Origin of the sequence: Corynebacterium sp. HMSC055D05 (assembly GCF_001810365.1) — a bacterium.
GTDB classification, from domain to species: Bacteria; Actinomycetota; Actinomycetes; order Mycobacteriales; family Mycobacteriaceae; genus Corynebacterium; species Corynebacterium coyleae.
In genome coordinates this window covers 1-22,771 of sequence record NZ_KV801078.1, presented here as the reverse complement: position 1 = coordinate 22,771, position 22,771 = coordinate 1, and the positions used below count along the sequence as shown (strand labels likewise).

Genomic DNA, 22,771 nt, shown 5'->3' with positions numbered 1-22,771 from the left:
GCCTCCACCGAAATCACCGAGTCTGCTGAAATTGCAGAAATCACAGAAATGGATGCGGTGATTCTCGTCGGCGGGCGTGGCACACGCCTTCGTCCGCTGACTGTCTCTACACCCAAGCCGATGTTGCCGACGGCAGGTTTCCCGTTCTTGGCACATCTGCTTGCCCGCATCCGTGAGGCTGGCATGCGTCACGTGGTGCTGGGGACGTCCTATAAGGCAGAGGTGTTTGAGGAGTACTTCGGCGACGGCTCCGAGTTCGGTCTAGAGATCGAATACGTCGTGGAGGAAGAAGCGCTTGGCACCGGCGGTGGCATCCGCAACGTCTACGAGAAGCTCCGCTACGACAACGTGATGGTCTTCAACGGTGATGTGCTTTCTGGCGCGGACCTGTCGGCGATTGCGCACACGCACGTGGATAAGGATGCGGATGTCACACTGCACCTGGTGCGGGTGCCGGATCCGCGCGCGTTCGGCTCGGTGCCGACGGATGAGGACGGCAATGTGCTGGCCTTTTTGGAAAAGACCGAGGATCCGCCGACCGACCAGATCAACGCTGGCTGCTACGTGTTTAAGCGTTCGGTGATCGAGCAGATCCCGGCAGGACGTGTGGTTTCCGTAGAGCGCGAAACCTTCCCGGGCCTGCTTGAGCAGGGTGCGAAGGTCGTCGGCCATGTGGATTCGTCGTACTGGCGCGACATGGGCCGCCCGGACGATTTCGTCCAGGGCTCCTCGGATGTGGTGCGCGGCATTGCGTACTCGCCACTGTTGAAGGGGCGTACGGGCGAATCTGTGGTGGATCCGTCTGCCGGTGTTGCGCACGGCGTGATTCTGATGGGCGGCACAACGGTTGGCCGTGGCTGTGAGATTGGGGCGGGCTCGCGTATCGACGACTCTGTGATCTTCGATGGCGTGACCATCGAGCCTGGCGCAATGGTGCGCAATTCCATCATTGCTGCCGGAGCCACGATTGGAGCGAATGCGCGCTTGGTTGATTGTGTGATCGGTGAAGGCGCCCAGATTGGTGCGCGCTGCGAGCTGCAGGGTGGCATGCGTGTGTGGCCGGGTGTTGTGATCCCAGATTCGGGAGTGCGTTTCTCCCCAGACGCGTAACCGACACGCCAACACGGCCAAATAGTCGCGCTTTTTAGTCCCGACACTACATGTAGTACCCCCGAAGTCCACCCCCATTGCAGCTATACTGTGACAGTTGTGACTGGTGTGAAAGTTGTCGTGGGGAATGTCTAAAAAAGGCGCGCTCGGCTCACATTTTGGTTGCGACTATTTAGTGCCTCGGTGTGTAATCACAGAAGTGTTATTTCCGCATCCGCAACCAGCGGGTGCATCACTCTTCGAACGACCACCGAAAAGATCAACTAAGCAACAGGGAAGGTAATGGCGTGGAAAATCAAGCGGACGCCATCCTCCGCGGCGCTGCTGCGGGAGGGATGACCCTCGACGAGTTGTTTGGCGCTGTCGAGCAGGAGTGGCAGGACCAGGCGCTGTGTGCGCAGACTGACCCCGAGGCCTTCTTTCCTGAAAAAGGCGGCTCAACTCGTGAGGCCAAACGAATCTGCAAGGCATGCGCAGTGCGCGATGAGTGCCTCGAGTACGCACTCGAGCACGATGAGCGCTTCGGTATTTGGGGTGGGCTGTCCGATCGTGAGCGTCGCCGTCTGAAGAAGCAGATCGGCTAACAACTCCCAAGATCTACAGTGTGGATCTACCAGGGAAAATCGGGATTCACAGTGCGTGGATCCAAATTTAAATAGTTTGCTACCAGCGCGGTGAGCACCCACGTGAGCAACTCTGCACGCTCCTGGGTGGTCACCGCGCGGTGTTCTATCGGCATGCGAAACACGACAAAGCGCGCACGGGTGGGGTTGCCGTGCTGATCTACGCCTGCCTGGAGCACCCGTCCGAGAGGGACCGGGCCGTCGGCGATGATCTCGTCCGGCAAGATCGTCATATCTGCGTGCAGGCGCATGCGTGGGATCGTGTCCACCGCCAAATCCACGCTTGCCAGCTGCTCAAAGTACGCGTTGTGGAGCGGGGCGTAGGCTTCCATGACAAGTGCGTCGAATGCGTCGTTGCGCGAGCGATAGCGGGGCACCCCAACGGGCAGGAGCGGGCCACGGGCACCTCGCCCGTGGCGGTCGCGTGCGGCGCGGACGTGCGAGGGGCCGACGCCGGGCCTGGAAGGGGTTTGCATGACGGCAATCCTAAGGTGGAAACAGGCAGGTGTGGAGGGGGCGCGCCGCGCCGCAGTACAAAAACCTCAAGAAGGGGTTTAGACTGTCCGCCGTGAATGTCTTCCGTCGTTGTTGTCGCCCGGGTTGCGGCAGGCCCGCTGTGGCCACGCTGATTTACGCGTACGCGGACTCGACGGCAGTGATCGGTCCGCTCGCCCCGGTAGCAGATCCGCATGCGTGGGACTTGTGTGAGCGCCATTCCGCCCACATCACCGCGCCCGTTGGTTGGGAAATGGTCCGTGTAGAGCACGTCGAGTTAGAAGGCGATGAGGATGACGATCCGGAAGCCTCCGACATCACCGCCTTGGCTGAGGCCGTGCGTGAGGCGGGTCGACTGACCACTGGTTTGGTCGATTCTTCGCAGGACCCAATCGAGTACGAGGCCTCGCACGACTTCAACGACCCGGATACCTCGAACCACCCGGTGCATCGCACGAAGCGGGTGGAAGAGCAGATTGCTGCGCATAAGGCGGCGCGCCGTTCGCATTTGCGCATCGTGCCGGATCCTTCGGCTGAGCAGGAATAGCGAAACCACAGCAGCCGGGGAGGGGTCGTGTCGCGGGGCGCACTAAGATGGCCTGCATGGCTATCCAGCACACACGTGAGACTCTGAGCAGCGTTATTAAGGCCTACGACGTTCGAGGCGTTGTCGGCGAGCACATCGACGAGGACTTTGTCCGCACCGCCGGCGCTGCGTTTGCCCACATTCTGCGCGAGGAGGGTGAGACCCGTATCGCTGTCGGCCACGACATGCGTCCGTCGTCGCCGGCGCTGGCCGCGGCGTTCGCCGAGGGAGCTGCCTCCCAGGGGCTTAATGTCACCGACTTGGGGCTGACGTCGACTGACGAGCTCTACTTCGTTGCCGGCTCCCAGCGTTGCGCTGGTGCGATGTTTACCGCCTCGCACAATCCGGCTCAGTACAACGGCATCAAACTCTGCCGCGCGGGCGCGACCCCGGTGTCTACAGATACCGGTTTGTCGGAAATCGGCCGCATGATTCTTGAGGGCGTGCCGGAGTTTGAGGGGGAACGTGGTGTCGTCGAGAAGCAAAATGCGCTCGAGGCATACGCGAAGTATGTGCGTGATCTGGTGCCGGTGCCTACGCGGCGCAAGTTGGTCGTGGCAGTGGATGCCGCAAACGGCATGGCTGGGCTGACGGTTCCGGCGGCGTTGGGGGATATGGATATTCGCCCGCTGTACTTCGAGTTAGACGGAACTTTCCCGAACCATGAGGCGAACCCGCTCGACCCGAAGAATTTGGTTGACCTGCAGAAGTTCACTGTTGAGCAGGGTGCGGACATCGGGTTGGCGTTTGATGGGGATGCGGATCGTTGCTTTGTTGTCGACGAGCGGGGCGAGGCCGTCTCGCCCTCCGCCATCACTGCGCTGATTGCCACGCGCACCCTTGCGGAGAACCCCGGTGCGACGATCATCCACAACCTGATTACCTCGCGTGCAGTGCCGGAGATGATCGACGAATGTGGTGGCACCGCCGTACGCACCCGTGTGGGCCACTCTTACATTAAGGCCAAGATGGCCGAGCACAACGCGCTATTCGGCGGTGAGCACTCCGCCCACTACTACTTTGCTGAGTTCTTCAACGCGGACTCTGGCTTGGTCGCTGCGCTCCACGTTTTGGCGGCGCTGGCAGAGCAGGACAAGCCGCTGAGTGAACTGATGGCGCAGTACGAGCGCTACGTCGCATCTGGCGAGATCAACTCGGAAGTTGCCGACCAGGAAGCGGCGACGAAGCGTGTGGTGGATGCGTTCGCGGATCGTGCGGAATCGGTAGACACCCTCGACGGTGTGACTGTGCAGTTGAAGGACTCCAAGGCGTGGTTCAACGTGCGTGCATCCAACACGGAGCCGCTGCTGCGTCTTAACGCGGAAGCGCCGACCCAGGAAGAGGTCGACGCGCTGGTCAACGAGATTCTTGGCCTGATTCGTTCCTAGGCACCGAATTCTTGTAACTCGAACGGGGAGCGTGGGACTGCTATTTTGGACGTTTGCGCTCACGCAGAACCAAAGGAGGCCACATGGAGCGATTGGATGGGGTACTGCGACCCTACCCATGGGGGTCGCGGACGCTGCTCGCACAGCTGAGGGGGACGCCCTCGCCGAGCGAGAAGCCCGAGGCCGAACTGTGGTTTGGTGCCCACCCTGCCGCCCCAGCGACCATTGACGGACGTGGCCTCGACGAGATCATCGCCGAGGACCCCCAGGCAGCATTGGGCGACCGCGTGATTGCCCAGTACGGCGAGCAACTGCCGTTTTTGGTGAAGTTGCTCGCGGCGGATTCCCCGCTGAGTATCCAAGCGCACCCGTCGCGCGAGCAGGCCGTTGCTGGCTTCGAACGGGAAAACGCTGAGGGCATCAGCCTCAACAGCCCGCAGCGCAACTACAAGGACTCGAACCCGAAGCCGGAACTTATCGTCGCGTTGACTACGTTCCGTGCGATGGCGGGGTTCCGCCCTGTGGAGCAGATGACCGAGTTGTTCGAGGCGTTTTCCTCCCCAGCCTGGGACCGTTACGCAGCACTACTGCCGGCGGCCGGCGGTGCAGGAGACATGCGGGTGTTGTTTACAACCCTGGTGTCGTTACCCAAGCCCGCGCTGACGGAGGTGCTCGACGCCGTCGGACATAGTGCCCGCACGATTGCCGATGGAGGCACCGCAGCCCACCCTGCGTGGGTTGTGGAAGCAGCCGAGGTATTCCTTGAACTAGCGCAGCGTTACCCAGGCGACGCTGGTGCGTTTGCGGCTCTGCTGCTCAACATTGTCACCCTCAAGCCGGGTGAGGCGGCGTTCCTCGGCGCAGGTCAACTGCATGCCTACCTCAGCGGTCTCGGCGTGGAGGTCATGGAAAACTCCGACAACGTTCTGCGCGGTGGCCTGACCACCAAGCACGTAGATGTGCCAGAGCTCGTGCGTGTACTCGACTTTTCTTCGTTGGAATCGCCGCGCGCAGACACCGAGGAGGTGGCTGGTGGGAAGCGATTCGTGCTGCCGGTGGAGAGTTTCACCGTGAGCATGCACGAGCTTGATCAGGGCGAGTTGCGTATCGACGAAGATGGCCCCGCAATCGCACTCTGCACCGCGGGCACCGCCACGGACGGGACAATGTCAATCGCCGCTGGGGAGGCTGTGTGGATTCCCGCAAGCGATGGTGCGGTGACCCTGCGGCCTGCAACGGATGGGGAACCCACCCAGGTGTTTGTGGCTACCGTGTAACGCTTCGCGCGATCTGGTCAAGCGCCTCGCGGGGGGCTAAAGCCCTCATCCGGCTGGGGGTATCCGGCCACGTCCTCCTTGCCCGGCACACGCGCCCGGGCAGTTGTGGGCGCAGATGCCTGCGACTGCAGTTGAGCCTCCAGCTGGTCTGCAGGAATCGCCTTGTTGTTTTCGGGGTGCTCATCGCGATCGTTCTCGCGCGAGGTTGACTCGGCGGGGGAGGAGCCGGGTGCGGGTTTGCCGTCCTTGATCTTCGGCTCGTTGTCCGCAGATGTGTCGGGGCCGCGCTCGGGCTCGGATGGTGCCGTGGGGATCCCGGAGGTGCCTGCCGAGTCGGTCTCGGTCGGCGTTTGTGCAGACGTGCCAGGCGTGTCCGGTGTGGACGGGTGCGACGCCTCAGGCGTTGGCTGCGGCCTGGACTCCGACGGGGACTCAGGCGTTGTCTCGGGGCGGTTCGGCCGTTCTTCGCTCGTTGTTCCAGACGGGCGGGTCGACTGTGAGGCCGACTGCGGCCCCGATCGCTGTGATTGCGGTGCCTGCTGGGCCGACTGGGTCGACTGGGCCGGTGGCGGCACAACGATGTTGGTCGGGCGGTACACCTTGGTCGGCTGCGCCGGATCTGCCTGGCCCACCACTGCGTGCGGTGGCAGGTATGGATCGTTCTGCGCCGCATAGTTCGGGTTGACGTGGTGCGTGCCACCCTGCATGCCGTGTTGTGCGCTGTAGTCCTGGTCTACCGGTGCATCGTTTCCGTCAGTGCGCCCATCTGCAGAGGTTTCTGTTGTCGACGAGTTGGTCGCTGTGCGGGAACTCGACGTGCTTGAGGTTGTCGAGTGCGCGCTGGTGGTGTCTGCTGCCTCGGCGGAAAAGCCTGCGTGGTCCGAAGGCCCGGTGGACGATGACGCCCATACGGTCCAACCGGTCAGGCCAGCAAGCCCGAGGCCTGCAGCAAAAAGAGCAGCGGTACGGCGGTTGGTCGGTTTCACGTCCCCGCTCCTTCCACGGTCGGCGCGCAGCCCTTACATCACGAATTGGTAACAGTATGGTGGTGTAGGAATGTTTATAGCACGTCGTACGGCGAAGGTGTACCCCCATAAGGTGCAAGTGCCGTATATAAAGACGTAATAGATACCGTGTTTGCAGCACTCGATACAGACGGAAGGAGCGTCACAGTGACGACCTGGGACGAGCAGATTTTCACCATTGACACCAATGCAGATTTCCTCGACGAGATCTCTGACCTGGATACCGACGAGATTGTGGAAGCAGTGCGTGACGCCGTGCTCCTCGCCGCAAATGGGGATTCCGCAAGCGAAGATGAGATCCTCAACGGCCAGGCTGCGGCGACGATCGCTGCAATTTGGTCGGGTGCACCTTTTTCTGCCGGTGATGTGGCAGAGGCGTACCCGTTCATCCGTCTGCGCCCGGACGAGATCGACGAGAAGCTCGTCGAGGCTGCTGCTGCGGTGCTGGAAGCAGTGGAGACCGAGGCGGACCTTGAGCAGTTCCTCGAGGCGCTGGCCTAACGGTTTGCGGCCATGATTATTGCGTTTGAAGGTATCGATGGCGCGGGCAAGAACACGCTTGTCACCGCGATCAAGAAGGAACTCAACGCCGACACGCTTGCGTTTCCGCGTTACGAGGACTCCATTCACGCCCAGCTCGCACAAGACGCGCTGCACGGGCGCATGGGGGATGTGACGGATTCCGCGTTTGCGATGGCGACACTGTTCGCACTTGACCGTCATGGGGCGAAGGCGCTTCTCGACGAGTACGTCGACGATCCGTCCCGCGTCCTCATCCTGGACCGCTACGTGGCCTCTAACGCCGCATACACCACTGCGCGCACCGGTGACGATGCCGCCTTGCGCTGGGTGGAAGACCTGGAGTTTGGGCGTTTGGGGTTGCCGAGGCCGGACTTGCAGGTGCTCGTCGATACGAGCCCTGAGCTTGCGCGGGAACGCGCAGCGAAGCGCGAGACGCAGGACGCAACGCGTGCGCGCGATCGCTACGAACGCGATGGTGGCCTGCAGGCCGCAACGTATGCGATGTACGGACGGCTGGCGGAAATGTCGTGGGGTGGGCCATGGGTACGCGGTTCGGATCCTGCGGTTATCATTCAGGCAATACGCGACCTGGCATAAGCCTCGTCATTTCAACCCCCATAAAAGCCCTGACAAAGGAGTACATGTGGCCCACAAGATCCTGGTCGTGGACGATGACCCGGCGATCAACGAGATGCTCACCATCGTGCTTGAGGCCGAGGGGTTTGAGACGAGTTCCGTCACCGATGGCGCTGAGGCCGTTGGCGCGTGGCGCAGCTTTGATCCGGATCTGATCCTGCTCGACCTGATGCTGCCAGGCGTCAACGGCATTGATATTTGCCGCGAGATCCGCAAGCAGTCCGCCGTGCCGATTGTCATGCTGACAGCGAAGACCGACACGGTGGACGTGGTGCTTGGACTGGAGTCTGGTGCGGACGACTACATCACCAAACCCTTCAAGCCGAAGGAACTGGTCGCCCGAATCCGCGCGCGTCTGCGTCGTACTGACGACGAGCCGGCGGAAATCTACGAGGTTGGCGATCTGACCATTGACGTTCCGCAGCACACCGTGACTCGCGGCGGCCAGGAAATTCAGCTGACCCCGCTCGAGTTTGACCTTTTGCTGGAAATGGCGCAGAAGCCGAATCAGGTGCACACCCGCGAGGAGCTGCTGGAGTCCGTGTGGGGCTACCGCAACGCTTCGGATACGCGCCTGGTTAACGTGCATGTCCAGCGTCTGCGCTCCAAGATTGAGCACGACCCGGAGAACCCGGAGATCATCCTCACCGTGCGTGGTGTGGGCTATAAGACCGGCAAGCCGGGGGTGTAGTCGCTGAATGCGCTCAAACGCGCACGCGAACGCGTAGCGCACGCATGGTCGACCTCGTTGCAGGTGAGGTTCGTGGGCACGGTACTTATCGTGTCCGCAATCGTGATGTCCGTGCTTGGGTTTGTGCTGGCGTCGGTGGTCACTAGCCGCATCACCGAGGCGAAGCTGGAAACCGCGAGTGTGGAGATCGAGCGCGCACGCGCCACCGTCGAATACCAGCTGGACAACAGCGGCAGTTCCGCCTCGCTGCAGGCGCGCTTGAACTCAGCCCGTGCAGGTTTGACCCAGCGCGCACAGGAACACTCGGACACGTCGAGCTTTTACGAGCCGGTCCTGGTGGCGGAAAGCGGTGGCGGGGTGGTGACCTCGTCGCCGGAGTCGTACCAGATCCCAGAGCGCTTAGCGCAGTTCGTCAACGACGGAAATGTGGCCTACCAATTCGCCACTGTGGAACGGCCGGATGCGACGTTGTATGACGCGTTAATCGTCGGTACGCCAACGAATGCGGATATCCCGAATCTGCAGCTCTACCTGGTCATGAATATGGAGAGCGAAACCACCACCGTTGCACTGATGCGTGGCATTTTGGCTATCGCTGCGGTGATCGTCGTGGTGCTTTTGATGGGCATTGCGTGGCTTGCGTCGCAGCAGATTGTGGCGCCGGTGCGCTCGGCGTCGAGAACTGCCCAGCGTTTCGCGTCCGGTCACCTGCGCGAGCGCATGCCGGTCGATGGCGAAGACGAAATGGCAGTGCTGGCCATGTCCTTCAACAACATGGCGGACACGCTGTCTAAGCAGATCAACAACCTGGAGGAATACGGTGACCTTCAGCGCCAGTTCACCTCCGATGTCTCCCACGAGTTGCGCACGCCGCTGACTACGGTGCGTATGGCCGCAGACATGATCGCCGCGAACGAGGATTCGCTCGAACCGTCGACCAAGCGCGCTTCCCAGTTGATGATCAAGGAACTTGACCGCTTCGAGGCGCTGCTCAATGATTTGCTGGAGATTTCGCGTCACGACGCCGGCGTGGCCGAACTCTCCACCACCAGCATGGATGCTCGCGGGCCGGTGGAGTCTGCATGGCAGCAAACCCAGCACCTTGCCGACGAGTTGGATGTGGAAGTCGACTTTGACATCCCGGAGGAACCACAGACGATCGAGGGTGACCCACGGCGTATCGAGCGCATCGTGCGCAACCTGGTGGCCAACGCCATCGACCACTCGGAGGGCAACCCGGTGAAGGTTGTGATGCGTTCCAACGACGAGGCCGTGGCAATCACCGTCACCGACCGCGGTGTTGGGCTGAAGGAAGGCCAAGACGAGTTAGTGTTCAACCGCTTCTGGCGCGCGGACAAGTCCCGCAAGCGCCACTCGGGCGGCACCGGCCTGGGCCTGGCTATTGCGCGCGAGGATGCGCTATTGCACGGCGGCATCCTCGACGCCGCTGGCACGCACGGCGTGGGTTCCCAATTCCGCCTGGTGCTGCCGAGAGAAGTCGGGGCGAAAATCAACGTCGCCCCGTTGGACTTGGTCGCGCCGGGACAGAATGCTGCCGAGATCCAAAGGGCGCCTGTTGCCGCCAAGGAAGCAGGAGATGCCGAAGCTGACGCCAGCAGGGGAGTGGACCTCTCCACCGATAGCGGGGCCGGTACCGGCGCTGCTGGCGGAGCTGCCGGCGGAGCTGCTGGTGCAGTAGCACCGGATCCGCAGCCTGAAGTCCAGGAGGAACATCGATGAGGACGAATAAAGCTGCATCGTTGGCGCTGTCGGCCGTGGCCACGTTGACTGCGATGTCCCTGCTGTCGGGGGGTGCAACGCTGCCGACCAACTCGGCACCTCACGTGCTGCGTCCGTTTACGCCGGCGGAGTCTCCGACGCCGGATGCTGGTCCCGCGGAGGATGAGGAGCCAGACTTGCTGCTGCGTGGGTTCTACGCAGCATCGGCGATTCCGGACGGCGACTACGAAATGGCGCGTGCTTACCTGACGGAGAGCGCTGCCCAGGCGTGGGATCCAAGCGGGCAGAAGCTGATCGTGGACAGCTTCGGCGTGACTACGCTGCCGGGGGCCTCGGCAGGGAAGCGTCGCTTTGCGGTTCACGGCAATGTGGTTGGTGCGGTGCGCACTGGGGGATCGTTTGCTCCGGAGCGCGGCAAATACGAGGCAGAAATCGAGCTGGACATGATCGATGGGCAGTGGCGTATTTCGTCGCTACCCGCGGGTGTGGTCATGGAGCGAACTGAGCTGCGTAACCAGTATCAGCCGTATAACCTGTACTTCTTTGATGCCGACGACCGTGAGTTGGTCACCGACCGCCGTTGGGTTCACTCGCGTCGCGAGGCCCTGGCGGGTGACTTAATCGGGTTGCTTATGGAGGGCCCTGCGGAGCGTCTGCGTCCAGCGTTGCCCAATGCGTTGCCGTCGAAAGTGGCCTATACGGGGTTCAAAGACGGCGCGTTTACGTTCAGTGGCTTCGGCGAGGTGGATGCAGAAGAGCGTGCGCGCTTTGCTGCGCAGGTGGTGTGGACGCTCGCTACTGCGGGGATTACTGGCCCGTACCGCCTTGAGGCTGACGGCAGTCCGCTCATTGAGGGAGCAGTGGAGCTCGCCACCGATGACTTTGTCGACGAGAGCCCGCTGGTTGAAACCGCAGGTGAGAACAAACTCTACGCACTCATTGATGGGCGCATTTTGCGTGTCGACGGCCGCACCACCCAGGCCGTCGACGGCAGCCTCGGCAGCTCTGGCCAGATCACTTCAGCCGACCTGGCCAAGGGTGGCCAATGGGCTGCTGTCTTCGGCAAACCAGACGATGACAAGGACGATGTGCTTCGCGTGGGCAAATTCGGTGCCCGCGAGGAAGAGGTTATGCGGGCGCGTACATTCACACGCCCGAGCTTCGAAGCGAACGCGGCGGCGGTGTGGTCGGTTGCAGACGGCAAGCGGATCCTGCGCACAGTCCAATCCGCAGCCAGTGGCGAATTGTCCACCGGCGAGGTGCACGTCGACCTGCCAGAAGGCGTGGACGGCAACATTTCTGTGCTGCGCCTGTCGCGCAGCGGCAACCGCGTGGTCATGGTGATCGACGGAAAGCTCTACACGGGCATTGTCCAGCGTGGCGCTTCCGGCGAACGCTCTATTGTCAATGTGCTCGAGTACGCCCACGAGCTCGGAGGCAGTGTCGTATCCGCCGAGTGGCGTGCGGATGGTTCACTCATCGTCGGTACCTCCGCCCCGTCGCCAGTGCTGCGTGTGGAGCAGGACGGCTCGTCTATGACCGCGTTGTCGGCGGGCAATATTTCGGCTCCGGTGGTGGCAGTGGCGGCGTCGCCAAGCATGCTCTACGTCACTGACGTCAATGCTGTATTGCAAGTGCCGGCCTCAGGTGCGGATAACCCCATCTGGCGTGAGGTGCCAGGTCTGGAAGGTATGCGCGCGCTACCGATCATCGCGCGGTAGGGGAGTCAGGGATGCTGGGGGATATCGGGGAGTTGCTGCTACCGCGCAAGTGCGCCGGATGCGGCGTGCCGGGGCCGCTGTTGTGCGCCACCTGCCGGATGGAGTTGGCGCACCCGCCGCAGCGCGTGTTTCCCAACACCACACCGATGGTGCCGGTGTTCGCACTAGGTGCCTATGCGGGTGCGCACCGTGGGGTGGTGTTGGCAATGAAGGAACGTAACCACCTTGCCGTGCGTCGCCACGTCGGTGCGGTACTCAACGCCGGGCTGGACTACTTGGAGGCGCGCGGCGATATCGCAGTCGGCGCGGTGCTGGTTCCCGCACCGACGAAGGTGTCCTCGGCACGCGCCCGCGGCGGCGACCCCGTGGAAGCTATCTGCCGCGCCACCCAGCGCAGTGTCGCACCCGCGTTGCTACTCGACGCCAGCGCTGCCGATCAGTCGAACCTTGACGAGTCCTCGCGCCGCGCAAACCTGTCCGGAGCAGTACGGCTTGCCGCCATCCCTGCAGGTCCCGTGGTTCTTATCGACGACGTCGTAACCACCGGCGCAACCCTCCAGGCCAGTGTGTCCGTGCTGCTCGCCCACGGGGTTGACGTGAGTGCGTGCGTGACCGTGTGCGCAGCGTAACCGCAGGCCAAATATGTGTTTTTGCAGGTGTCCAGTAGGGTCACAGGAATGAAATTGCGTCTTCTTCCACTCGTGTGTGCCCCGGTTTTCGCGTTGGTCGGTTGCTCGACTGCAGAGATCACCCCACTTCATGAGGCCCGTGTTCAGGAGGTCTCCGAAATCCGTGACGCCCTCGCCGGCACGGACTTCGACTGCACCAACTGGCAGGAGTTGAAGCAGGAAGAGGGCGTGTGCATGCAGAAGGAAAAGGGCCAGATCAAATTCAAGCTCGACGGCACGCCTGAGGATTATGCGCGCTACCTCATGGAGGAGCAGTTCCCGTACGCAAAGGAAGTCATTGTCGGCGAGAACTGGGTTGGCCGCTGCGATAACACTGATGAGGGCACCTGCCAGACCATCGCTGAAGGTCTCGGTGCAAACGTGAAGCAGAGCACCCGCAGCTAAGCATCCGCTGCTCAGCACTTGGCAGCGTAGCTCTCAGTAAGCTCATAGCGAACATTTTGAGAACCCCCGTGTATTGGTCATAACCAGTTGTATAGTGGTGATGGACACAGTTCCTACTACCCACAGGGAGGAAGCACATGACTTCTGCAGACCAGAATGCCGTACAGGGTGGCGCACAGGGGGAGGGTCTCGGACCCGATGTGGCGTTGACCATCACCGGCCGCAACGTTGAGGTTCCGGAGCACTTCCAGGAACGCGTAAGCGGCAAGTTGGCAAAGATTGCGAAGCTCGATCCGACTCTGAATTCCTTCCACGTTGAGCTCAAGCATGAGCCGAATCCGCGTCGTGAACAGGAAGCGGAACGCATCCAGATCACCGCAACTGGCTCGGGCCACCTCGCACGCGCTGAGGCGAAGGAAGACACCTTCTACAACGCCTTGGATGCCGCAGTGGCAAAGCTGGAGCGTTCGCTGCGCAAGGTCAAGGCTCGTCGCACCACTCCGATGTCTGGCCACCGTGCACCGAAGGGCGCCGGCAAGCTGGCCGCTGAGCTTGAGGCTGAGCAGAAGGCAGCGCAGGCTCGCGAGGCTGCTGCGCAGGGGCCGTACGATGTTGACCCGTACGAGGATCAGGTTGAGGATCTGACCCCGGGTCAGGTCGTTCGTACCAAGGTGCACTCCAACGCTCCACGTAGCGTGGATGATGCGCTCAGCGAGATGGAGCTGGTTGGACACGATTTCTACCTCTTCATCAACGAGGAGACGAACCGTCCGGCTGTGGTCTACCGCCGTCACGCGTTTGATTACGGTTTGATCGAACTGGCTGATGAGGCGGAAGCCGAAGCAGGCGAGAAGTAGCGCTTGCGCTGTTACCCGCACGGTCCTGTGAAAGGGGCCGGGCGGGTTTTGTCGTCGATTAGCAACGCCGGGTTGTTCTCTGCAACGTGGGCGTGCGTACAATGGCGGGTTGTTACACCTTGGCCCTGCCTACTCCAGTAGTAAAGGATTTTCTCACGTGTTTGGACTGTCGAAGCTGCTCCGCGCCGGTGAGGGGCGTACCGTCAAGCGCCTGGCGAAGATCGCTGACCAGGTCATGGCCCTGGACGATGAATACGCGGCGCTGACCGATGAGGAACTTAAGGCGAAGACCGCCGAGTTCAAGCAGCGCATCGCCGACGGCGCGAGCCTCGACGACATTTTGCTCGACGCGTTCGCGACTGCCCGTGAGGCGTCGTGGCGCGTGCTGGGACAGAAGCACTACAAGGTGCAGATCATGGGTGGTGCCGCACTGCACTTCGGCAACGTCGCTGAGATGAAGACCGGTGAAGGCAAGACGCTGACGTCGGTGCTGCCGGCGTACCTCAACGCGCTGTCCGGCAAGGGCGTGCACGTGGTCACCGTGAACGATTACCTGGCTAAGCGTGACGCCGAGATGATGGGTCGTGTGCACCACTTCCTTGGCCTGGAGGTGGGCGTGATTCTGTCGGAGATGCGTCCGGCGGAGCGCAAGAAGGCGTACGACGCTGACATCACCTACGGCACCAACAACGAGTTGGGCTTTGACTACTTGCGTGACAACATGACGCGTTCGGTCAACGAAATTGTGCAGCGTGGCCACAACTTTGCGATTGTGGATGAGGTTGACTCGATTCTTATCGACGAAGCCCGTACCCCACTGATCATCTCCGGCCCGGTCGATGGGTCCAGCCAGTTCTACTCGGTGTTCGCACAGCTTGCGCCGCGTATGCGTGAGGGCATCCACTACGAGGTGGATCACCGCAAGCGCACCGTCGGTATTTCCGAGGAGGGCGTGGAGTACGTCGAGGACCAGTTGGGCATTGACAACCTGTACGCGCCTGAGCACTCCCAGTTGGTGAGCTACCTCAACAACGCGATCAAGGCCAAGGAGCTCTTCGAGCGCGATAAGGACTACATCATCCGTCAGGGTGAGGTCATGATCGTGGACGGTTTCACCGGCCGTGTGCTCGCTGGCCGTCGCTACAATGAGGGCATGCACCAGGCCATTGAGGCCAAGGAGCAGGTGGAGATCAAGAACGAGAACCAGACGCTGGCCACCGTTACCCTGCAGAACTACTTCCGCCTGTACGACAAGCTCTCGGGTATGACCGGTACCGCTGAGACTGAGGCGGCCGAGCTGCACCAGATTTACAAGATGGACGTTGTGCAGATCCCGCCGAACCGTCCGAACCAGCGCGTGGACCGCGACGACCTGATCTACAAGACGCAGGAAGCAAAGTTCGCGGCCGTTGCGGAGGACATTGCGGAGCACGCGGAGAAGGGCCAGCCGGTGCTGGTCGGTACCACCTCGGTGGAGCGTTCCGAGTACCTGTCGCAGCTGCTGACCCGCAAGGGTGTTGCCCACAACGTGCTCAACGCGAAGCACCACGAGGAAGAAGGCCGCATCATCGCTGAGGCTGGTCTGCCGGGCAAGGTGACCGTTTCCACCAACATGGCTGGTCGCGGTACCGATATCGTGCTGGGTGGCAACCCGGAAATTCTCTTGGATGCGAAGTTGCAGGAGCAGGGCCTCGACCCGTTTGAGGACGAGGAGCGCTACCAGGAGGCGTGGAACGATCAACTGCCGAAGGCGAAGGAACGTTCCAAGAAGCTTGGTGATGAAGTCCGTGAGGCCGGCGGCCTGTACGTCATTGGTACGGAGCGTCACGAGTCGCGCCGTATCGACAACCAGCTCCGTGGCCGTTCCGGCCGTCAGGGTGACCCGGGCGAGACCCGTTTCTACCTGTCCATGCGCGATGAGTTGATGGTTCGCTTCGTGGGTCAGACCATGGAGAACATGATGAACCGCCTCAACGTTCCGGACGATGTACCGATCGAGGCGAAGATGGTGTCCAACGCCATCAAGGGCGCACAGTCGCAGGTTGAGAACCAGAACTTTGAGATGCGTAAGAACGTGCTCAAGTACGACGAGGTGCTCAACGAGCAGCGCAAGGTGGTCTACGGCGAGCGTCAGGAGATCCTGGCGTCGAAGGACATCAAGGACCAGGTGCGTCGCATGATCGAGTCCACCATCACTGCGTACGTCGATGCGGAGACCGCGGAAGGCTACGTGGAGGACTGGAACCTCGAGGAACTCTGGCACGCACTCGAGTCCCTGTACGGCCCGTCCGTGACGCCGCAGGAACTCATCGATGGTGACGAGTACGGTCGCCCGGGTGAGCTGACCTCGGCACAGTTGCGCCAGGCGCTTCTCGACGACGCCAACGCCCTCTACGACAACCTCGAAGAGAACATCTCTGCGATCGGCGGCGAAGAGCAGATGCGCAACCTGGAACGCATGGTGATCCTGCCGATCATCGATACGAAGTGGCGCGAGCACCTCTACGAGATGGACTACCTCAAGGAAGGTATTGGCCTGCGTGCGATGGCGCAGCGCGACCCGCTGGTGGAGTACCAGAAGGAGGGTGGCGACATGTTCAACGCCATGAACGAGGCGATCCAGGAAGAGACCGTGCGCCAGCTGTTTGCCATGCGTAAGCAGTTTGAGACCCAGCCAGCCCAGGCTGCTGAGGGCGAGACTGACGGCGGCACCGCCACCGTCTAAAACCGCCGCTGAACCCACTGTTTGGGGCCACTGTTTGGGGCCACTGTTTGGGCCAGTGCGGTCTCACACTGAGGGCAACGCCCTGGTGAGGGCGTGAGGAGCCGTCTGCGACGTGTTGCGCGCAGGCGGCTCCAGTATTTTGAACGACTGCAGTTTGCCGTCCGCCATCTTCGCGGCAAAGGCGAGGCGTCGCCCGCCTTTCTCCACGGTGCCGTAGAACTCGCCGGCCTCACCAGAGTGGCAGGTGATCACCCGGACGTGCTGGGTGGGCAGGACTGCGGTGTTGCGGGTGTGGGCGCGGAGTTGGAGCTGGGCTCGTCGATACGCACGGATGTGTGTGCGCACCGACGTACTGAACCGCGAGGCTGTCATCACAGTCGGGTCGTAGCCTCCGAACGCAGCACTGATGGCCTGGCGCACGAGAGGGTCGACGCGTTGATTGGTCTGTGGTGTGGCGCTGAGCGCCACGTCCGGCTCGAGCACCGACGGCGCCGGTTTCGGCGCGGGCGTGCGGCGCTCAGGTGCGAGGAGTTGAATGTGCTGGTGGCCGGGAACGCTGTAGTACCTGGTTGCGGGCATGTGGGAATCCTCCGTCACGGGAGGGGGTGGGCGCGGCGCGGGGTAGGTATCATTGTTCACGATTGGCGCAATGAAATAAAGAGTGTGCGCACTAAAATACGCATCACGTACGCGAAATACGCAGCTAACGAAAGCTAACGAAAGAAGGCCGAAGTGCAGGGTTTGATCATCGACTACGCAGGTGTGCTGGACACGGGCGCTGAAGACCAGAGCCGCTGGAAGACCCTCATCGAGGAAGCCAAGAAGAAGGACGTCTCCGTGGCCATCCTGTCCAACGAGGCAGCTGAGGGCGAGATTGCGGACGCGATCCGCGAGTGGGAGTTCAAGGGCGTTGTCGACGCGGTTGTGCTCTCCGGCGAGATCGGTGTGGAAAAACCGGAGCGTGCAGCGTTCCAGGCGGCAGCCGACGCGATCGGCCTGGACATGAACGAGTGCGTGATGATCGACGATGACATCATGAACATCCGCGCCGCAGTGGAATACAACCTCATTGGCATCCTGCACACCGCGCTGGACCGCACTGCGGTAGAGATCCAGTCCCTGTTCGACATTGAGGGCGAGTTCTAGTGCGCGTCTACATCCCGGCAACCTTTGGCATGCTGCAAGCGCTGCAGGACAACGGTCTGTTGCATGCGCGCAGCGGGTGGGGTTTTTCTGCGACGAAGGCGTTGCAGGAATTCTTCACCTCGGGCGATCTCGAAGAGATCGAAGATGTGGCGTTCGATGACGCGGCGTTGGCGTCGCTACGCTTGCTCGCCATTGGGGACGAGGAGCGCTTCCCGCACCGCCGAGTGGTCATCTCCGTGGACGTGGACGCGACCGAAGCACCCGATATGGGCGAGTCTGTGGTGAAACTGTCCGGCCCGGTGAATCTTGAGGACGTCGCGGCGATCCACGTGGACATCAAGGAATCCGAAGAAGCCACCGCGAAGGCCATCGAGGTGGTCGATGCCGCGGATCTTGGCGACGAAGACGCGGAGCTGACCGTCGGCGACGCCCAAGACAACTACATGGCGTTCTATCACCCAGACGAGTTAGCGTTCCTCCTCGAGCTGCTTTAACTCCCACTCGTTATTGCTGTGTAGAGCCTCCAGCAGGTGGCGCACAGCCAGCGCGCGGCGCCCGATAGGGGATTCGGCGTCGAGCGTGTCCCAGGCACACTCCGGGTCCGCAGGCGGACCCAAGTGGGTGCAGCCGCGGGAGCAGCCTTCGGCGGCCTCGGCGAGATCGGGGAAGACCTGCACGATTTGTTCCGGGGCGACGTGTGCGAGGCCGAAGGAGCGGATACCGGGGGTGTCGATAATCCAGCCACCGCCGGGTACCTCCAGCGCCACGGACTGGGTGGAGGTGTGGCGGCCCTTGCCCACGCCGGAGACCTCGCCAGTTTCGCGGTCCGCGTCCGGGACGATGCGGTTGACCAGGGTGGATTTGCCCACTCCGGAATGGCCGATCAGCGCAGAAACGCGGTCGTGGATGTGTGTGAGCAGTTCCGCGATGTCGTCGTCGACGCCGGTGCGCAGCACCTCCACACCAAGGTCGGCGAGTTCACGCTCGAAATCGGTAGGGTCGGCCAAATCAGACTTGGTCACGCACACCACCGGGGTCACGCCGCCGACAAACGCGGCGACTAAGGCGCGCTCCACAAACCCGGTACGCGGTGGGGGATCGGCGGCGGCAACCACGATGAGCAACAGCTCAGCGTTGGCGACGATGATGCGCTCGTACGGGTCCGTATCGTCAGCCGTGCGGCGCAGGACAGAGGAACGCTCCTCGCGCTTCACAATGCGCGCCAGCGTGTCCTTCGCGCCGGAGGTGTCACCGACGACGCCGACACGGTCGCCGACCTCGATCGAGGTGCGCTTTAAGTCCCGGGCGCGGGTGCATTGCAGGCGCGTGGCGTCGTCGTCAAGCACGACGCCCCAACGCCCACGATCCTTCGCCACGACCAAACCGAACTTGGCATTATCGTGCGACGGGCGGTTCTTCGAGCGTGGCCGTGAGCCCTTGCCGGGGCGGACGCGGACGTCGGATTCGTCGTAATCGGAAAACTTGCGGCGCATTACTTGGAAACCATCTCCAACCACATGTCCTCAAACCCAGGAAGCGTCTTCGCGGTGGTTGCAATGTTTTCCACCTGGACGCCCTCCACAACCAGACCGATGATGGCGCCGGCGGTGGCCATGCGGTGATCGTCGTAGGAACGCCACGTCCCGCCATGCATCTCGGTCGGAGTGATACGCAGGCCGTCGCCGAGTTCCTCGCAGTTGCCGCCGACGTTGTTGATCTCGTTGGTCAGCGCCGCCAGGCGATCCGTCTCGTGGCCACGCAGGTGCGCAATGCCGGTCAGCTCGCTCGGGGTGGAGGCACACGCCGCGATGGCGGCGACGGTGGGGGCCAACTCGCCGATGTCGCTCATGTCGAGTCGAATGCCCTTTAAGGTGCCAGGCTTCGGGCCGCGCACGCGCAGGGTCTGGGTGGCGCCGTCTGCGATGAGTTCGACCTCGCAGCCCATGCGTTCCAAGACGGTTCGGATCACCGCACCCGGCTGGGTGGTGCGCAGCGGCCAGTTCGGGATGCGCACCTCGCCGCCAGTGACAGCTGCCGCGGCGAGGAAGGGTGCTGCGTTGGACAGGTCGGGCTCGATCACCCAGTTAGTGTCGCGGATCGGCTGCGGGGCAACGTCCCAGGTGTCACGGGTAGCGGTGACCTTCACGCCAGCCTCTGCGAGCATGGCCACCGTCATCTCAATGTGCGGCATCGACGGCAACATGCCACCCGTGTGGCGGATGGACACGCCACGCTCGAACCGGGGCGCAGACAGAAGCAGGCCCGATACGAACTGGGAGGAGCCGGAGGCGTCGATCTCTACCGGGCCGCCGTCAGCCTTGCCGGTGCCGTGGACGGTAAACGGCATCCCGTCACCCGCAACGGACACGCCGAGGGTGCGAAGGGCGTCGAGGATAACCGCGATGGGGCGGTTGCGGGCGTGGGGGTCGCCGTCGAAAAGCACAGGCCCCTGCGCAAACGCCGCAACCGGCGGCACAAACCGCATCACGGTGCCAGCAAGACCGCAATCAACCTCCGCGCCGCGCAACTCGCCCGGGGTCACACGGATGACGTCGCGGTCGTGCTCGAAGCCGGTGCCCATGGACGCCAGTGCGGCCTCCATAAGATCCGTATCGCGCGAGCGCAGCGCCCCAGTCATCGTCGACGGACCAGCGGCAAGTGCCGCCAGCACGTAGGCGCGGTTAGTCATGGACTTTGACCCCGGCACCCGCTGCGTGTGGGTGATCGGGGTCGGATGGAACGGTGCAGGCCACATGTTCGTCATGAACGTCATAATAATGGAGCGCATGTGCGGACGATTCGTTCTTTTCACTACTGGCGACGAGCTCCTCTCCGAGGTAGCCACCCTGCCCGGCATCAACCATGTCGAAGCGCCCGACGGCACCCCACCGCCGCGCTACAACATCGCGCCGACAAACCAGGTGCCGCTCATCCGGGTCGCAGAGCAGACTGCGCGTATCGACGCCGCCCGCTGGGGCCTCCTCCCAACCTGGAAGAAAGACGACACCGGCATGCCTCTGTTCAACGCACGCGGAGAGACGGTGGCGGAGAAGCCCTCGTTCCGCAGCGCGTTCAAAGCGCGGCGCGGGCTGATGGTGCTCGACGGCTACTACGAGTGGAAGCACACCGAATCCGGCAAGCAGCCCTACTACGTGCGCCCCGCAGAGGGCTTGCTGTACGCGGCGGCACTGTGGGAGACCGGGCTGGACCGGCTATCCACCACCATGATCACCACCGACGCGACCGACAACATGGCCTGGCTCCACCACCGCCTACCGCTCTTTCTGTGTGACGATGAAATCCGCCAGTGGGTCGACGGCACCCCAGAGGAAGCACTAGAACTCGTGCACCCCTCGCGCGTGGCCGACACGTTGCAGTGGAACGAGGCCGCAAAGGAAGTAGGCAACGTGCGCAACGACTACGCGGAGTTGATCTCGGGCTAGTCCAGGGCTATTCAGTCCCGATAGGCGCGAACTTCGCGTTGGTCAGCTCCGCCAGGTCGGTAGGCGACAGCGCAATAGAAAGGCCCCGTTGGCCGGCGGAGACGGTGATGGTTTCGAGGTCGGCGACGGAGTCGTCGATAAGCGTAGGCATGCGCTTGGTGGTGCCCAGCGGGGAGATCCCGCCCACGACATAGCCGGTCGCACGCTGCGCCTGAGCAGGATCGGTCATCTCCGCACGCTTCCAACCCAGCGCTTTCGCCGCCGCCTTGAGCGAAAGGTGGCCGGCGACGGGCACGCAACAGATCGCCATGTCGCGTTCGTGATGGATCACCAAAGTCTTCAGCACCGTGTGGGGGTCACGGCCCAACTCAGCAGCAGAATGTGCGCCGAAATGATCCTTGCTCGGGGTGTATTCGAGCACCTCATGAGGGGTTTGAGAAAGGGCGCTCAGTGCGCGAGTCTTAGCAGCCATGGGGCGATTTTAGCGCTGACCTACAATAGCGAGCATGCCCGAAACCGAGCTTGATCAAGAAGCAAAGGCACGCTTCGCCGAAGAAGCCATGCCGCTGCTCGACCAACTCTACGGCGGAGCCCTGCGCATGACCCGCAACCCGCAAGACGCCGAAGACCTGGTGCAAGAGACCTACCTCAAGGCGTACAAAAACTTCGACAGCTTCACGCCCGGTACCAATCTCAAGGCGTGGCTGTACCGGATCATGACCAACACCTACATCAACTCGTACCGCAAGAAACAGCGCCGGCCGCTGGAAACCTCCGCGGACGAAGTGACGGATTACCAGTTGTACTCCTCGAGCTCGCACGACTCGACGGGACTGGAATCCGCCGAGGTTGAAGCGCTCAAGGCAATGCCGAACTCGCGGATCTCCGAGGCGCTCAACGCGTTGAACGAGGACTACCGCATGGTGGTCTACTACGCCGACGTTGAAGGGCTGGCGTACAAGGAAATCGCCGATGTGCTGGACATCCCCATGGGCACTGTCATGAGCCGACTGCACCGTGGAAGAAAACAACTGCGCGGCATGTTGAAAGACGTGGCGAAGGAACGAGGCATTGGCCTCGACCACGCGGACATGCAGGACACCGACACTGCGGCGAAGGAGAAGTAATGGCTACGGGACACGGATGCGAAGCGACATACCGCCTGCTGTGCGAACTTTTCGACGAAGAAACTTCCCCACAGCGCCGCGAGGAAATCACCTCCGAGATCGCGCAATGTCCGGAGTGTCGCAGTATTGCCGAGTCTGAGCGGGCCGTGCGTGCGATCGTGCGGGATTGCTGCAAACCGACAAAGGCTCCTGAGCCGCTGCGCGAGCGCATCATCACCACCATCTCCTACACCGAAGTCACGTGGCACTAGGGCGCTTTTAGGGGGTTTTAGGGGGAGTTCGGGGGCTGGTTGTTGCGGCCTTTCTCATCGTCTAGCTGGGCTTGTGATGCTGCTAGACGATCTCGTTTTGGTCTCTGTGTTTGCCCTGGTGGTGTTGGGGTTGTTTGTCGTTATGGGGCTGATCGTCTAGCTGGTGTTTCAGGGAGCTAGACGATGAGCGTTGGGGTGGTGGACTGGTGTGTTCGTGGGGTTGAAACACGGTGTTTTCGTGTCTTGAAGGCTGTTGTTGCGTGTGCGCTCGGAAAACGGGGGTAATTTCCGGGGGTAAGTGGGTGGTGCGGATTGCTGAACAATCCGCACGTCAC

General features: G+C 62.2%; 25 protein-coding genes. 19 read left to right on the top strand and 6 right to left on the bottom strand.

The window, feature by feature from the left end; translation table 11 throughout:
- Positions 1 to 48: 48 nt before the first annotated feature.
- Both HMPREF2734_RS08610 and HMPREF2734_RS08605 read left to right on the top strand, forming a co-directional pair.
- Complete coding sequence (locus HMPREF2734_RS08610) at positions 49 to 1,110, top strand: mannose-1-phosphate guanylyltransferase (RefSeq protein ID WP_070422892.1); 1,062 nt, start codon at positions 49 to 51, stop codon at positions 1,108 to 1,110.
- A gap of 335 nt (positions 1,111 to 1,445) precedes the next feature.
- Positions 1,446 to 1,694, top strand: a complete 249-nt coding sequence (locus HMPREF2734_RS08605; RefSeq protein ID WP_171194374.1) for a WhiB family transcriptional regulator — start codon at positions 1,446 to 1,448, stop codon at positions 1,692 to 1,694.
- Positions 1,695 to 1,720: 26 nt separating this feature from the next.
- On the opposite strand, the gene HMPREF2734_RS08600 is transcribed toward HMPREF2734_RS08605, so the two are convergent.
- A complete protein-coding gene (locus tag HMPREF2734_RS08600) occupies positions 1,721 to 2,209 on the bottom strand; it encodes a metallopeptidase family protein (RefSeq protein ID WP_070422848.1) in 489 nt (162 codons plus the stop codon).
- A 92-nt stretch (positions 2,210 to 2,301) separates the two neighbouring features.
- On the opposite strand from HMPREF2734_RS08600, the gene HMPREF2734_RS08595 reads away from it, so the two are divergent.
- The 3 genes from HMPREF2734_RS08595 to manA all read left to right on the top strand — a co-directional run bounded on the left by HMPREF2734_RS08595 (position 2,302) and on the right by manA (position 5,479).
- Complete coding sequence (locus HMPREF2734_RS08595) at positions 2,302 to 2,775, top strand: DUF3499 domain-containing protein (RefSeq protein WP_083279486.1); 474 nt, start codon at positions 2,302 to 2,304, stop codon at positions 2,773 to 2,775.
- A 56-nt stretch (positions 2,776 to 2,831) separates the two neighbouring features.
- Positions 2,832 to 4,202, top strand: coding sequence for a phosphomannomutase/phosphoglucomutase (locus HMPREF2734_RS08590; RefSeq protein WP_070482361.1), 1,371 nt, complete (start codon positions 2,832 to 2,834; stop codon positions 4,200 to 4,202).
- An 83-nt stretch (positions 4,203 to 4,285) separates the two neighbouring features.
- Positions 4,286 to 5,479 (top strand): mannose-6-phosphate isomerase, class I, encoded by a 1,194-nt coding sequence (gene manA, locus HMPREF2734_RS08585; protein WP_070570488.1) that lies wholly within the window; start codon positions 4,286 to 4,288, stop codon positions 5,477 to 5,479.
- A gap of 17 nt (positions 5,480 to 5,496) precedes the next feature.
- On the opposite strand, the gene HMPREF2734_RS08580 is transcribed toward manA, so the two are convergent.
- A complete protein-coding gene (locus HMPREF2734_RS08580) occupies positions 5,497 to 6,465 on the bottom strand; it encodes a hypothetical protein (protein WP_070570486.1) in 969 nt (322 codons plus the stop codon).
- Positions 6,466 to 6,651: 186 nt separating this feature from the next.
- Between HMPREF2734_RS08580 and HMPREF2734_RS08575 the strand changes: the two genes are divergently transcribed.
- The 9 genes from HMPREF2734_RS08575 (at position 6,652) to secA (ending at position 16,469) form a co-directional block, all read left to right on the top strand.
- Entirely contained in the window at positions 6,652 to 7,005 is a 354-nt protein-coding gene (locus HMPREF2734_RS08575; RefSeq protein ID WP_070422853.1) for a DUF4259 domain-containing protein, read from the top strand.
- Positions 7,006 to 7,017: 12 nt separating this feature from the next.
- A complete protein-coding gene (locus HMPREF2734_RS08570; protein WP_070422854.1) occupies positions 7,018 to 7,623 on the top strand; it encodes a dTMP kinase in 606 nt (201 codons plus the stop codon).
- Positions 7,624 to 7,669: 46 nt separating this feature from the next.
- On the top strand, positions 7,670 to 8,353 hold the full coding sequence (gene mtrA / locus HMPREF2734_RS08565) for an MtrAB system response regulator MtrA (RefSeq protein ID WP_083279481.1): 684 nt from the start codon (positions 7,670 to 7,672) through the stop codon (positions 8,351 to 8,353).
- A gap of 72 nt (positions 8,354 to 8,425) precedes the next feature.
- Complete coding sequence (mtrB, locus tag HMPREF2734_RS08560) at positions 8,426 to 10,093, top strand: MtrAB system histidine kinase MtrB (RefSeq protein ID WP_371326169.1); 1,668 nt, start codon at positions 8,426 to 8,428, stop codon at positions 10,091 to 10,093.
- Positions 10,090 to 11,814 (top strand): LpqB family beta-propeller domain-containing protein, encoded by a 1,725-nt coding sequence (locus HMPREF2734_RS08555; RefSeq protein WP_070570485.1) that lies wholly within the window; start codon positions 10,090 to 10,092, stop codon positions 11,812 to 11,814. Before mtrB ends, HMPREF2734_RS08555 begins: the two co-directional genes overlap by 4 nt.
- An 11-nt stretch (positions 11,815 to 11,825) precedes the next feature.
- On the top strand, positions 11,826 to 12,443 hold the full coding sequence (locus tag HMPREF2734_RS08550) for a ComF family protein (protein WP_070570484.1): 618 nt from the start codon (positions 11,826 to 11,828) through the stop codon (positions 12,441 to 12,443).
- Positions 12,444 to 12,491: 48 nt separating this feature from the next.
- On the top strand, positions 12,492 to 12,887 hold the full coding sequence (locus HMPREF2734_RS08545; protein WP_070570482.1) for a hypothetical protein: 396 nt from the start codon (positions 12,492 to 12,494) through the stop codon (positions 12,885 to 12,887).
- A 137-nt stretch (positions 12,888 to 13,024) separates the two neighbouring features.
- Complete coding sequence (gene hpf / locus HMPREF2734_RS08540) at positions 13,025 to 13,744, top strand: ribosome hibernation-promoting factor, HPF/YfiA family (RefSeq protein WP_070449563.1); 720 nt, start codon at positions 13,025 to 13,027, stop codon at positions 13,742 to 13,744.
- A 157-nt stretch (positions 13,745 to 13,901) separates the two neighbouring features.
- Positions 13,902 to 16,469, top strand: coding sequence for a preprotein translocase subunit SecA (gene secA / locus HMPREF2734_RS08535; RefSeq protein WP_070422858.1), 2,568 nt, complete (start codon positions 13,902 to 13,904; stop codon positions 16,467 to 16,469).
- A 63-nt stretch (positions 16,470 to 16,532) separates the two neighbouring features.
- Here the strand turns inward: secA and HMPREF2734_RS08530 are convergent, their stop codons facing one another.
- On the bottom strand, positions 16,533 to 17,048 hold the full coding sequence (locus HMPREF2734_RS08530; RefSeq protein ID WP_070422859.1) for a hypothetical protein: 516 nt from the start codon (positions 17,046 to 17,048) through the stop codon (positions 16,533 to 16,535).
- A gap of 153 nt (positions 17,049 to 17,201) precedes the next feature.
- Between HMPREF2734_RS08530 and HMPREF2734_RS08525 the strand changes: the two genes are divergently transcribed.
- Positions 17,202 to 17,615: an HAD-IA family hydrolase gene (locus tag HMPREF2734_RS08525; RefSeq protein WP_070422860.1), complete on the top strand. Its 414-nt coding sequence runs from the start codon at positions 17,202 to 17,204 to the stop codon at positions 17,613 to 17,615.
- Positions 17,615 to 18,109: a DUF6912 family protein gene (locus tag HMPREF2734_RS08520; RefSeq protein ID WP_180950030.1), complete on the top strand. Its 495-nt coding sequence runs from the start codon at positions 17,615 to 17,617 to the stop codon at positions 18,107 to 18,109. The genes HMPREF2734_RS08525 and HMPREF2734_RS08520 overlap by 1 nt, the downstream gene beginning before the upstream one ends.
- On the opposite strand, the gene rsgA is transcribed toward HMPREF2734_RS08520, so the two are convergent.
- Complete coding sequence (gene rsgA / locus HMPREF2734_RS08515) at positions 18,083 to 19,108, bottom strand: ribosome small subunit-dependent GTPase A (protein ID WP_070422861.1); 1,026 nt, start codon at positions 19,106 to 19,108, stop codon at positions 18,083 to 18,085. The genes HMPREF2734_RS08520 and rsgA overlap by 27 nt on opposite strands.
- Complete coding sequence (aroA, locus tag HMPREF2734_RS08510; RefSeq protein ID WP_141750464.1) at positions 19,108 to 20,388, bottom strand: 3-phosphoshikimate 1-carboxyvinyltransferase; 1,281 nt, start codon at positions 20,386 to 20,388, stop codon at positions 19,108 to 19,110. The genes rsgA and aroA overlap by 1 nt, the downstream gene beginning before the upstream one ends.
- Before the next feature lie 13 nt (positions 20,389 to 20,401).
- On the opposite strand from aroA, the gene HMPREF2734_RS08505 reads away from it, so the two are divergent.
- Positions 20,402 to 21,058, top strand: a complete 657-nt coding sequence (locus HMPREF2734_RS08505; protein ID WP_070570478.1) for an SOS response-associated peptidase — start codon at positions 20,402 to 20,404, stop codon at positions 21,056 to 21,058.
- Between the two features lie 7 nt (positions 21,059 to 21,065).
- Here HMPREF2734_RS08505 and ybaK read toward each other — a convergent pair whose 3' ends face one another.
- Entirely contained in the window at positions 21,066 to 21,530 is a 465-nt protein-coding gene (gene ybaK / locus HMPREF2734_RS08500; protein WP_070422862.1) for a Cys-tRNA(Pro) deacylase, read from the bottom strand.
- 34 nt (positions 21,531 to 21,564) lie between these two features.
- On the opposite strand from ybaK, the gene HMPREF2734_RS08495 reads away from it, so the two are divergent.
- Positions 21,565 to 22,185, top strand: a complete 621-nt coding sequence (locus HMPREF2734_RS08495; RefSeq protein WP_070422863.1) for a sigma-70 family RNA polymerase sigma factor — start codon at positions 21,565 to 21,567, stop codon at positions 22,183 to 22,185.
- Positions 22,185 to 22,436, top strand: coding sequence for a hypothetical protein (locus HMPREF2734_RS08490; protein ID WP_070570476.1), 252 nt, complete (start codon positions 22,185 to 22,187; stop codon positions 22,434 to 22,436). The genes HMPREF2734_RS08495 and HMPREF2734_RS08490 overlap by 1 nt, the downstream gene beginning before the upstream one ends.
- The last annotated feature ends 335 nt before the right edge of the window (positions 22,437 to 22,771 follow it).

Bases quoted from the DNA above. Each gene is read 5' to 3' on its own strand.
- HMPREF2734_RS08545 (WP_070570482.1), top strand. From the start codon at position 12,492: ATGAAATTGCGTCTTCTTCCACTCGTGTGTGCCCCGGTTTTCGCGTTG.
- HMPREF2734_RS08610 (WP_070422892.1), top strand. From the start codon at position 49: ATGGATGCGGTGATTCTCGTCGGCGGGCGTGGCACACGCCTTCGTCCG.
- HMPREF2734_RS08600 (WP_070422848.1), bottom strand. From the start codon at position 2,209: ATGCAAACCCCTTCCAGGCCCGGCGTCGGCCCCTCGCACGTCCGCGCC.
- ybaK (WP_070422862.1), bottom strand. From the start codon at position 21,530: ATGGCTGCTAAGACTCGCGCACTGAGCGCCCTTTCTCAAACCCCTCAT.
- rsgA (WP_070422861.1), bottom strand. From the start codon at position 19,108: ATGCGCCGCAAGTTTTCCGATTACGACGAATCCGACGTCCGCGTCCGC.
- HMPREF2734_RS08555 (WP_070570485.1), top strand. From the start codon at position 10,090: ATGAGGACGAATAAAGCTGCATCGTTGGCGCTGTCGGCCGTGGCCACG.
- HMPREF2734_RS08590 (WP_070482361.1), top strand. From the start codon at position 2,832: ATGGCTATCCAGCACACACGTGAGACTCTGAGCAGCGTTATTAAGGCC.
- HMPREF2734_RS08550 (WP_070570484.1), top strand. From the start codon at position 11,826: ATGCTGGGGGATATCGGGGAGTTGCTGCTACCGCGCAAGTGCGCCGGA.
- HMPREF2734_RS08605 (WP_171194374.1), top strand. From the start codon at position 1,446: ATGACCCTCGACGAGTTGTTTGGCGCTGTCGAGCAGGAGTGGCAGGAC.
- HMPREF2734_RS08570 (WP_070422854.1), top strand. From the start codon at position 7,018: ATGATTATTGCGTTTGAAGGTATCGATGGCGCGGGCAAGAACACGCTT.
- HMPREF2734_RS08495 (WP_070422863.1), top strand. From the start codon at position 21,565: ATGCCCGAAACCGAGCTTGATCAAGAAGCAAAGGCACGCTTCGCCGAA.
- HMPREF2734_RS08505 (WP_070570478.1), top strand. From the start codon at position 20,402: ATGTGCGGACGATTCGTTCTTTTCACTACTGGCGACGAGCTCCTCTCC.
- hpf (WP_070449563.1), top strand. From the start codon at position 13,025: ATGACTTCTGCAGACCAGAATGCCGTACAGGGTGGCGCACAGGGGGAG.
- manA (WP_070570488.1), top strand. From the start codon at position 4,286: ATGGAGCGATTGGATGGGGTACTGCGACCCTACCCATGGGGGTCGCGG.
- HMPREF2734_RS08490 (WP_070570476.1), top strand. From the start codon at position 22,185: ATGGCTACGGGACACGGATGCGAAGCGACATACCGCCTGCTGTGCGAA.
- aroA (WP_141750464.1), bottom strand. From the start codon at position 20,388: ATGACGTTCATGACGAACATGTGGCCTGCACCGTTCCATCCGACCCCG.
- HMPREF2734_RS08530 (WP_070422859.1), bottom strand. From the start codon at position 17,048: ATGCCCGCAACCAGGTACTACAGCGTTCCCGGCCACCAGCACATTCAA.